The organism is Mycobacterium sp. 852002-30065_SCH5024008, assembly GCF_001665645.1.
GTDB lineage: Bacteria > Actinomycetota > Actinomycetes > Mycobacteriales > Mycobacteriaceae > Mycobacterium > Mycobacterium paraffinicum.
Genome location: NZ_LZSZ01000065.1, coordinates 58,144 through 67,278 on the forward strand (window position 1 = coordinate 58,144; position 9,135 = coordinate 67,278).

Below are 9,135 nucleotides of genomic sequence, written 5' to 3' on the forward strand. Positions count from 1 at the left end.
GACGCCTCGTCAGCGCCGTCGCCACCCGCGGGGCGAGAGCCCGTGGGTCCGGCCGAACAGCCGGCTGAAATAGCCGGGATCGGCGATCCCCACCCGCCTGGCGACCTCGGCGATCGGCAAATCCGTATCGGCCAGCAGCCCGCGGGCCTCGGCCATCCGGCGTTCGGTGATCCACTCCCCGACGGTGCGCCCGGTGCGGCGCCGCACCACGGTGGTCAGGTGCCCGGGCGTCACGCCAAGTTCGCCCGCGACGTCGCGCAGCGACAATGCCTCGGCGTGCCGGCGGTCGATCACCTCGAACACCTCGGCCAGCAGCGGCTCGCCCGCGCGGCGCAGCTCGGCCACCACCGGGCCCGCCAGCCGCGCGAGGTCGATCAGCAACAGCGTCAGATGCGCCAAGGCGGCCTGCCGATAGCCGTCCTGCCGTGCGAGCAGCTCGGCTTCGATCGACCCGATCGCCGCGTCCCAGACCGGCCGTCGCGCCGCGGGCACCTCCAGCCGCAAAATCCCGCCGGCGTGCCCGTGCAGGAACGGGAACAGCAGCGGGTGCGCCCGCCACGCCGGCCACGGCGATCGCCCGTCCTCGCCCAGGGCCGCGGGGTCGAAGAAGACAGCGATACCGGCGTCGCGATCGGCCAACTGCGCGGGATCGAGCACCCGCCCCGCGGCTGCCACGTAGACAAGCCCGGGCGCGGGCAGGTACCACAGCGCCGGGAAGTCGTGGATGTGGCGACCGCGGTCGACAAAATCCTCCGGGCCGGACCGCACCACCGTGACCGGGGGGGTGTCGGGATCGGTCCGGTATGCGTAGACCGGCACCCCCGCGCGCTGCCGAACCATCCGAGCCGGTTGCGCCATATCACCGAAAATAGTTCAAGTTTCTCCGAGGATCACCCAATTCTTTGCCGATGCATCGGTTCACCATGGATTGCGTGACAAAACATCATCCACATGACTACCTGCCGGCCGCCGGCCACGACGCGTTGCTCCCCACCTACGACCTGATGTCACGCCTGCTCGGCATGAAGAGGGTCCACGACGCGCTCCTCGCGCAGGCCGAACTCGACAACTGCCTCCGCATCCTGGAAATCGGCTGCGGCACGGGCAATCTCACCATTCGGGCGAAACGCTCCCATCCCCAGCTGGAGGTGGTCGGATGCGATCCCGACCCGCGGGCGCTTGACCGGGCGAAGCGAAAGGCGGAGGGGATCCGCTTCGAGCAGGGCTACGCCGAACGGCTGCCCTACGCCGACGGCGAATTCGACCGGGTGCTGTCGTCTTTGATGCTGCACCATATCGGCGACGACGCCAAAACCGCTGCGGCGGCGGAGGTTTTCCGCGTCCTTCGCCCGGGCGGCCGGCTGCACCTGGTCGACATCGGCGGCGACATGACCGATGACCACGGCCTGCTGGCGCGGCTCATCAGGCGCAACCACCACGCGGCCGGCAACCTCGGCGACGCGATCCCGCGACTGCTGCGCGGGGCCGGTTTCGAGTGCACCGAGGTCGCCTCGGAGCGGCACCGCGTTCTCGGGCGATTGAACTACTATCGCGCCACCCGCCCCGCCTAGACCGCCAGTTACGGTTGATGCCATGGCGCCCTACCGCGTGGTTCAGTGGTCCACCGGCAACATCGGAAAGCGAGCCCTCGGCATCCTGCTCGACCGCGACGACTTCGACGTGGTGGGCGTGCACGCCCTGGGGGCGGAGAAGGTGGGGCGCGACGCCGGGGAGCTCGCGGACCGGCCCCCGACCGGCGTCACCGCGACGGACGACGTCGACGCGCTGCTCGACCTGGCGCCGGACTGCGTGAACTACATGCCGCGGGCCATCGACTACGAACTGGTGGAAAGGATGCTGCGCCGCGGCATCAACGTGGTCACGACCGGAGACTTCCTGACCGGCACCCACCACCCGGCCGAACTCCCGGCCCTCGAGGAAGCAGCCCGACGGGGCAACGCGACCTTCCTGGGGACGGGATTCGAGCCGGGCTTCATCAACGTCGTCGCCGGGTTCCTCACCGGCGCGTGCCGACGGGTGCACAGCGTCAAGCTCGTCGAAACGTTGGACTGCACAACCTATCCCATACAGGATGTGTGGAAGGTGCTCGGATTCGGCAAGCCACCCCGTGAGCGGGTGACGCACCTCGACCCGGCGACGCAACGATACGGACTCGGCTACTTCGAGACGCTGGACATGATCGCCGCCATGCTGGGTACCGAGCTCGACTCCAAGGAGGCATTCGTCGAGCCCGCGGTGCTGACCCGGGACCTGGATCTGGGCTGGGTGAACTACGCCGCGGGGACCGCCGGGGGCCAGCGCCGCACCTATCGCGGCTATCGCGGGGGCCGCCCGGTGGTCGAGCTGGCCATCTGCTGGACCATGAGCGACGACGCGCTGGACCCACAATGGACGGACCCCAAGGGATTCAGCGTGGTGATCGAAGGCGAGCCACGCGTGGACGCGACGATCCGGTTCGGCAAACCCGGCGAGGACGTGATGACCGTGTTGATGGACAGCACGGCCGTCGCGGCGGTCAACGCCATACCGTTCCTGTGCGACGCGCAGCCGGGGGTCATCACGCCGATCGATCTGCCCGTCACCGGATCCCGGGGCGCCCTGCTCTAGCGCTGGTCGAACACGACCTTCGCGGCGCCGCCCGGGTTGCCGCGAATCGGGGGAAGCGTACAGTGGTGGAGGCTTGTTAAATTAGCTAAATATTAGCCTGACTACTTCTGAACAGGGGCGAACATGACTTCCACCAGGTATGAGGGCGACACCTGGGACCTGGCGTCCAGTGTCGGGGTGACCGCAACGATGGTCGCGGCCGCCCGCGCCGTGGCCACCCGCGCCGACCGTCCGCTGATCAACGACCCGTTCGCCGAGCCGCTGGTGCGGGCCGTGGGCGTCGACCTCCTCACCCGGCTGGCGACCGGCGAGGTGAACCCGGACGAGCTGAACGACGCGCACGACGGCGCGACCGGATCCACCGGGGCGATGTCCCGGATGGCCGACAACATGGCCGTGCGCACGAAGTTCTTCGACGAGTTCTTCCTGGACGCGACGCGCGCGGGCATCAAGCAGGCGGTGATCCTGGCTTCGGGGCTGGATGCCCGTGCCTACCGGCTGGCATGGCCCGCCGGGACCGTCGTCTACGAGGTGGATCAGCCACAGGTGATCGCGTTCAAGTCGCGCACGCTGGCCGAGCTGGGCGCCGCGCCCACCGCCGACCGGCGCGTGGTGGCCGTCGACCTGCGCGACGACTGGCCCGCCGCATTGCGCGCCGCCGGATTCGACCCGTCCCAGCCGACCGCGTGGAGCGCCGAGGGCCTGCTGGGCTACCTGCCCCCGGAGGCGCAGGACCGCCTGCTGGACACCATCACCGAACTCAGCGCCCAGGGCAGCCGAGTGGCGGTCGAGAGCGCGCCCAACCCCGAGCCCGGGGACGAGGAGAAGCTCAAGGAGCGCATGCAGCAAATCTCCGAACGCTGGCGTGCGCACGGTTTCGACCTGGACATGGCGGGGCTCGTCTACTTCGGGGACCGCAACGAGGCCGCCCCCTACCTCGGCGAGCGCGGTTGGTCGCTGAACGGCGCGAGCATCCGGGAGCTGTTCTCGGCCAACGGGCTTCCGCCGCTCGAGGACGACGACACACGCATGGGCGAGGTGCTTTACGTAAGCGGCACGCTGGACAAGAAATAGGAGCCTTGGCATGACTGTGGAATCGGGACGTACCGAAGGTGACAGCTGGGGGCCCGGGTCCAGCGTGGGAGCGACGGCCACCATGGTCGCCGCATCCCGCGCGGTGGCGTCTCAGGGACCCGACGCGTTACTCGACGATCCGCTGGCCGAACCGCTGGTCCGCGCCGTCGGACTGGAGCCCTTCATCCGCATCATCGACGGACAGGTCGATTTCGAGGACGACCCGCTGTTCAACCGCAAGGCCCGGGCCGAGCAGATCACGGTTCGCACCCGGTTTTTCGACGACTTCTTCACCGGTGCCACCAAAGCTGGTGTGCGGCAGGCGGTGATCCTGGCGTCGGGCCTGGACACCCGCGCCTACCGCTTGCCGTGGCCGGCGGGCACCGTCGTCTACGAGATCGACCAGCCGCAGGTTATCGCGTTCAAGACCGACACGCTGGCCGACCTCGGCGCCGCCCCGACAGCCGAGCGCCGCGCGATCGCCGTCGACCTGCGTGACGACTGGCCGGCGGCGTTGCGCGACGGCGGGTTCGACGTGACGCAGCCGACCGCGTGGAGCGCGGAAGGGCTGCTGCCGTACCTGCCGCCCGAGGCCCAAGACCGGTTGTTCGACAACGTCACCGCGCTCAGCGCGCCGGGCAGCCGGGTGGCCACCGAACACGTGCCCGACCCCAACGCCTTCTCCGACGAGCGATTGGAGCGCATCAGCGAACGGTGGCAGCGCTTCGGCTTCAACCTCAACGCGGCCGACCTCTTCTACCGGGGCGAACGCAACGTCGTCGTCGACTACCTGAAAACGCACGGCTGGCAGGTGGAGACACACCCGGCCCGGGAGTTGTACGCCCAGAACGGCTTTGAATTCCCCGAGGACGAGATGTCGGCAACCTTCGGTGAGTTGAGCTACGTCGCCGCGACGCTGGCGTAGCGGGTTGGCTAGGGTCTCCCCTATGTCACGCGCTCACGACGACGAGTGGGACCTGGCGTCCAGTGTGGGCGCGACCGCGACCATGGTGGCCGCCGGGCGGGCCATGGCGACGAAGGATCCCCGCGGCCTGATCCACGACCCGTTCGCCGAACCGCTGGTGCGCGCGGTCGGGGTGGACTTCTTCACCAAGATGATGGACGGCGAGCTGGACCTCGAGGCGATCGAGAACGCGTCGCTGGTGCGCGTGCAGGCGATGGTCGACGGAATGGCGGTGCGCACCAAGTACTTCGACGACTACTTCGTCAACGCCACCGGCGGCGGAATCCGGCAGGTGGTGATCCTCGCGTCCGGATTGGACTCGCGCGCCTACCGGTTGCCGTGGCCGGACGGCACGGTGGTGTACGAGATCGACCAACCCCGGGTGATCGAATTCAAGACGGGCACGTTGGCCGGCATCGGTGCCGAACCGACCGCGACGCGGCGCACCGTGCCGATCGACCTGCGCGCCGACTGGCCGGCCGCCCTGAAAGCGGCCGGGTTCGATACGACGGCGCCTACCGCGTGGCTGGCCGAAGGCCTGCTGATCTACCTGCCGCCGGAAGCCCAGGACCGGTTGTTCGACAACATCACCGCCCTCAGCGTGCCCGGGAGCACGATCGCCACCGAATTCGTGCCCGGCATCGTCGATTTCGATGCCGACAAGGTCCGGGAGATGTCCGGTTCCTTCCGCGAGCACGGCGTGGACATCGACATGGCGTCGCTGGTCTACGCCGGCGAGCGCAACCACGTCGTGGACTATCTGCGATCCAAGCGGTGGGACGTCGAAGGCACCACCCGCACGGAACTGTTCCGGCGCCAGGGCATCGACGCGCCCGCCCCGGAAAACGACGATCCGCTCGGCGAGATCATCTTCATCAGCGGCAGTCTCACCGGCTAGGTTTCTAGAACCGCGACGGGCCCGGCCACAGCACGCTGGCGCCGCTCAGCGTCTGCTCGACGTTGTTCAGGACACCGGTGACCGTGCGGCCCAGCAGGGCCGCCAGCGCGTCCGGCAGCGATGCGGCGGCGGGTTGCGACGAGGCGCGGGGCCGCACCATGTCCAGCAGCGATGAGCCCGGATAACTGACGATGCGGACGTCGCTGTCCTCGTCGAGGTCGGCCAGAACCTTGGCCCGGCGCACGGCGGTGCGGAACCCGCCGAGTTCGTCGACCAAGCCGCGGTCCAGGGCGTCGGCGCCGGTCCAGATTCGTCCCTGCGCAACACGATCGACCGCCTCGGCGGTCAGGTTGCGGGCTTCGGCGACCCGCTGCACGAAGTCGGCATAGAACAGGTCCGCCTCGGCTTCTCGATGCGCCTGCTGCTCCGGCGTGAACGGTGCGTCGATCGACCAGGCGTCGGCATTGGCGTTGGTGCGCACGGTATCCGACCCAACCCCCAACCGCTCCAGCAGATCGCGGATCACCAGCTTGCCGGTGATCACACCGATCGAACCGGTGACCGTCGCCGGATTGGCGACGATCGCGTCGGCCCCCATCGAGACGTAGTAACCGCCGGAGGCGGCGACCGCGCCCATGGACGCGACCACCGGCTTGCCCCGCTTGCGGGCGCGGGTCACCTCGCGCCAGATGCTCTCCGACGCGGTGATCGTGCCGCCGGGGCTGTTAACCCGCAGCACGATCGCGGACACCGAGTCGTCGGCGCCGGCCTCCCGTAGCGCCGCCCCGATGGTGTCGCCGCCGGCGGTGGCGGTGCCCAGCGGCAGGAACTGCGGCCCGCCGCGTCCGTCGACGATCGTGCCGTCGACGGTGATGACGGCCAGGGTCGGCTTGGGCCGGCGGCCGGGAACCGATGGCTTGGGTGGGGCCAGCCGGGAGCGGGCCGCACCGGCGTAACGCGCCAAGTACAACCGCGGCGGGGCGGTATCATCCGAAACGTCTTTCACCCCAACCAGTTCCGCTATGCGGGCGTAGGCTTCGTCGCGAAATCCAATCCGATCGAGCAGGCCGGCGGCCACGGCGTCGTCACGCAACAACGGGGCGCGGTCGGCCAGCGTGTCGAGCGCGCCGGGGTCGAGCCTGCGCGATTCGGCGATCGCCTGCCACGCCTGCTGCTGCAGGCTTTCCAGCATCCGGGTGACTGCCTCGCGATGGGCGGTCGTGAATCCGTGTTCGGTGAAACGGTTTGCCCACGACTTGTATTGGCCGCGCGCGACGAATTGGGGTTCGATCCCCGCCTTGTCGAACGCGTCGCGCAGGAAGGTTTCGTTGCTCGCGAAGCCGATCAGCCCGACGCTTCCCGACGGCTGCATCCAGACCTCGCCGAACGCCGAGGCCAGGTAGTAGGACAGGGTGCCCGGATAGGTTTCCGCCCAGGCCAGCGACGGCTTGGCGGCGGTGAACGCAACAATGGCCTCGCGTAGCTCCTGCACCGCCGCCGGAGGTGACGCCGCAAGTTGCACCCGGGCGATCAGCCCGGCGACCCGCGGGTCCTCCGCCGCGCGGTGGATCGCGGCGACGGCGTCGCGCAACGCCAGCGGCCTCCCACCGGTGAAGATCGCGAGCGGGTCGAACCCCGTGGCCTCCGGCGGCGCCGAACGCAGGTCGAGCTCGAGGACACAGCCATTGGGTACGCCGTGGTGGCGGGCGGTGTCGACTCGTACGGCCAACGCGCGGACGTCGTCGACCCTGGGCATCGAGGGCAGGAAGGCGAACATGTTTGCAGCGTACCGACACCGCCGCCGTACGGTGGTTGGGTGAGGTTCTCGATCGCCATCCCCCAACTCGACTACGACCGCTTCGAAGCCGACGGGCTGCGCGCCTACCTGCTTCGGGCCGAGGAGCTCGGGTTCGAGGGGGGTTGGGTGCTCGAGCAGATCATCGGGGACGCACCGCTGCTGGCGCCGCTGGAGCTGCTGGCCTACTGCGCGGCCTGCACCGAGCGGCTGCGCCTCGGGGTCGCCGTGCTGGTGACGTCATTGCACGATCCGCTGCAGCTGGCCTCTTCGGTCACCGCGGTCGACCGGCTCAGCCACGGCCGGCTGGACGTCGGCGTCGGAACCGGCGGCGGCTTCCGCAGGTTCGCCGCGTTCGGCGTCGAAAAGGAAACGTACATCTCGTATTTCACCGAGGGCCTCAAGCTGATGAAGGCCGCCTGGTCCGACGAACCCCGGGTTACCTTCCATGGCCGGTTCCGCGACGTCGACGACGTGCCGATCCAGCCAAAGCCGGTACAACGGCCGCACCCGCCCATCTGGTTCGGCGGTCAGGCCCCGAAGGCCCTGGCCAGGGCGGTGCGCCACGGCGACTCCTTCCTCGGCGCCGGTTCGTCGACCACCCGGGCCTTCGCCGGGGCCGTGACCGTGGTGCGTCAGGAAATCGACGAACAGCGAAAGGACCCAGCGCATTTCACCATCGGCAAACGCGTCTACCTGATGGTCGACGACGATGCGGCGCGGGCCCGCGAGCGGGTGCTGGCCGGCCTGCGGCGGATCTACGGCAAGATGCCCGGCGTCGAAGACGTTCCGGTGTCGGGCACGCCCGACGACGTGGCACGGGGGCTGCGGGAGGTGATCGACGCGGGGGCCGAATACCTGCTGCTAAATCCCGTCGGTGTCGATGTCGGAGAGGACCGGGAGCAGATGGAACGCCTTGCCGCGGAAGTCATTCCGCGGCTGGGCTGACTACAGCTCGGTCGCCGATCCGCCCGCGGCGGTGATCTTCTCGCGGGCGCTGCCGCTGAACTTGTGCGCGGAAACCTCGACCTTGACGGTCAGCTTGCCGTCGCCGAGGACCTTGACCAAAGAGTTCTTGCGGACCGCGCCCTTGGCCACCAGCTCGTCGACGCCGATGGAACCGCCCTGGGGGAACAGCCGATTGAGGTCGCCGACGTTGACGACCTCGTATTCGGTGCGGAACCGGTTCCGGAAGCCCTTGAGCTTGGGCAGCCGCATGTGAATCGGCATCTGCCCACCCTCGAAGGTGGCCGGCACGTTCTTGCGGGCCTTGGTGCCCTTGGTGCCGCGGCCCGCGGTCTTGCCCTTTGAGCCCTCACCGCGACCGACGCGGGTGCGGGCGGTCTTCGACCCGGGCGCGGGCTTCAGGTCGTGCAGCTTGATCGTCATTTCTTCTTCCCTCCGGTCCCTGCGGCTTGCGCCTCGGCCGGCTCCACCTCGACGAGGTGGTTGACCACCGCGATCAGGCCGCGGGTCTGCGGGTTGTCCTCACGGATCACCGAATGGCGGATCCGTCGCAGGCCCAGGGTGCGCAGGCTCTCCCGCTGCTTCCAGCGGGCCCCGATGGTGCTGCGCACCTGGGTGATCTTCAGTTCGCTCATTGCGGTGCCGTTCCCTCACGCGCGGCACTGGCGGCCAGCGCTTCACTTTCCCGTCGCGCCTTGAGCATTCCGGCCGGGGCGACGTCCTCGATGGGCAGCCCGCGGCGGGCCGCCACCTCCTCGGGACGCTGCAGCAGCTTGAGCGCGGTGACGGTGGCATGCACCACGTTGATCG

Annotated in this window: 10 protein-coding genes and 1 pseudogene; 6 read left to right on the plus strand and 5 right to left on the minus strand. The window is 69.2% G+C overall.

From position 1 onward, the window contains the following. Positions 1 to 9: 9 nt before the first annotated feature. Complete coding sequence (locus A5781_RS07955; RefSeq protein WP_067203558.1) at positions 10 to 858, minus strand: AraC family transcriptional regulator; 849 nt, start codon at positions 856 to 858, stop codon at positions 10 to 12. Positions 859 to 932: 74 nt separating this feature from the next. Between A5781_RS07955 and A5781_RS07960 the strand changes: the two genes are divergently transcribed. The 5 genes from A5781_RS07960 to A5781_RS07980 all read left to right on the plus strand — a co-directional run bounded on the left by A5781_RS07960 (position 933) and on the right by A5781_RS07980 (position 5,564). After that, on the plus strand, positions 933 to 1,571 hold the full coding sequence (locus A5781_RS07960; protein ID WP_369817693.1) for a class I SAM-dependent methyltransferase: 639 nt from the start codon (positions 933 to 935) through the stop codon (positions 1,569 to 1,571). 22 nt (positions 1,572 to 1,593) lie between these two features. Beyond that, on the plus strand, positions 1,594 to 2,628 hold the full coding sequence (locus A5781_RS07965) for a dihydrodipicolinate reductase (RefSeq protein ID WP_066945838.1): 1,035 nt from the start codon (positions 1,594 to 1,596) through the stop codon (positions 2,626 to 2,628). Positions 2,629 to 2,751: 123 nt separating this feature from the next. Continuing rightward, positions 2,752 to 3,702 carry a class I SAM-dependent methyltransferase gene (locus A5781_RS07970; protein WP_067203561.1) on the plus strand — a complete coding sequence of 317 codons (951 nt, stop codon included), beginning with the start codon at positions 2,752 to 2,754 and terminating at the stop codon, positions 3,700 to 3,702. A 10-nt stretch (positions 3,703 to 3,712) separates the two neighbouring features. Continuing rightward, a complete protein-coding gene (locus A5781_RS07975; protein WP_067203563.1) occupies positions 3,713 to 4,627 on the plus strand; it encodes a class I SAM-dependent methyltransferase in 915 nt (304 codons plus the stop codon). Between the two features lie 22 nt (positions 4,628 to 4,649). Next, positions 4,650 to 5,564 carry a class I SAM-dependent methyltransferase gene (locus A5781_RS07980; RefSeq protein ID WP_067203566.1) on the plus strand — a complete coding sequence of 305 codons (915 nt, stop codon included), beginning with the start codon at positions 4,650 to 4,652 and terminating at the stop codon, positions 5,562 to 5,564. Positions 5,565 to 5,568: 4 nt separating this feature from the next. Here the strand turns inward: A5781_RS07980 and sppA are convergent, their stop codons facing one another. Continuing rightward, a complete protein-coding gene (gene sppA, locus A5781_RS07985) occupies positions 5,569 to 7,341 on the minus strand; it encodes a signal peptide peptidase SppA (RefSeq protein ID WP_067203568.1) in 1,773 nt (590 codons plus the stop codon). Between the two features lie 39 nt (positions 7,342 to 7,380). On the opposite strand from sppA, the gene A5781_RS07990 reads away from it, so the two are divergent. Next, the gene (locus A5781_RS07990; protein ID WP_067203569.1) at positions 7,381 to 8,307 is read left to right on the plus strand and encodes an LLM class flavin-dependent oxidoreductase; all 927 of its coding nucleotides are present in this window, start codon (positions 7,381 to 7,383) and stop codon (positions 8,305 to 8,307) included. Here the strand turns inward: A5781_RS07990 and rplO are convergent, their stop codons facing one another. The 3 genes and pseudogenes from rplO to A5781_RS08005 form a co-directional block, all read right to left on the minus strand. After that, a complete protein-coding gene (gene rplO / locus A5781_RS07995; protein WP_067203570.1) occupies positions 8,308 to 8,748 on the minus strand; it encodes a 50S ribosomal protein L15 in 441 nt (146 codons plus the stop codon). After that, entirely contained in the window at positions 8,745 to 8,960 is a 216-nt protein-coding gene (gene rpmD, locus A5781_RS08000) for a 50S ribosomal protein L30 (protein ID WP_067203571.1), read from the minus strand. The genes rplO and rpmD overlap by 4 nt, the downstream gene beginning before the upstream one ends. Next, positions 8,957 to 9,135: pseudogene (locus tag A5781_RS08005) on the minus strand (30S ribosomal protein S5); the annotation flags it as partial. The gene rpmD and the pseudogene A5781_RS08005, both read right to left, overlap by 4 nt.

Coding starts and splice junctions, on each gene's coding strand:
- A5781_RS07955 (WP_067203558.1), bottom strand. CDS start 858: ATGGCGCAACCGGCTCGGATGGTTCGGCAGCGCGCGGGGGTGCCGGTC.
- rplO (WP_067203570.1), bottom strand. CDS start 8,748: ATGACGATCAAGCTGCACGACCTGAAGCCCGCGCCCGGGTCGAAGACC.
- A5781_RS07965 (WP_066945838.1), top strand. CDS start 1,594: ATGGCGCCCTACCGCGTGGTTCAGTGGTCCACCGGCAACATCGGAAAG.
- A5781_RS07980 (WP_067203566.1), top strand. CDS start 4,650: ATGTCACGCGCTCACGACGACGAGTGGGACCTGGCGTCCAGTGTGGGC.
- A5781_RS07970 (WP_067203561.1), top strand. CDS start 2,752: ATGACTTCCACCAGGTATGAGGGCGACACCTGGGACCTGGCGTCCAGT.
- rpmD (WP_067203571.1), bottom strand. CDS start 8,960: ATGAGCGAACTGAAGATCACCCAGGTGCGCAGCACCATCGGGGCCCGC.
- sppA (WP_067203568.1), bottom strand. CDS start 7,341: ATGTTCGCCTTCCTGCCCTCGATGCCCAGGGTCGACGACGTCCGCGCG.
- A5781_RS07975 (WP_067203563.1), top strand. CDS start 3,713: ATGACTGTGGAATCGGGACGTACCGAAGGTGACAGCTGGGGGCCCGGG.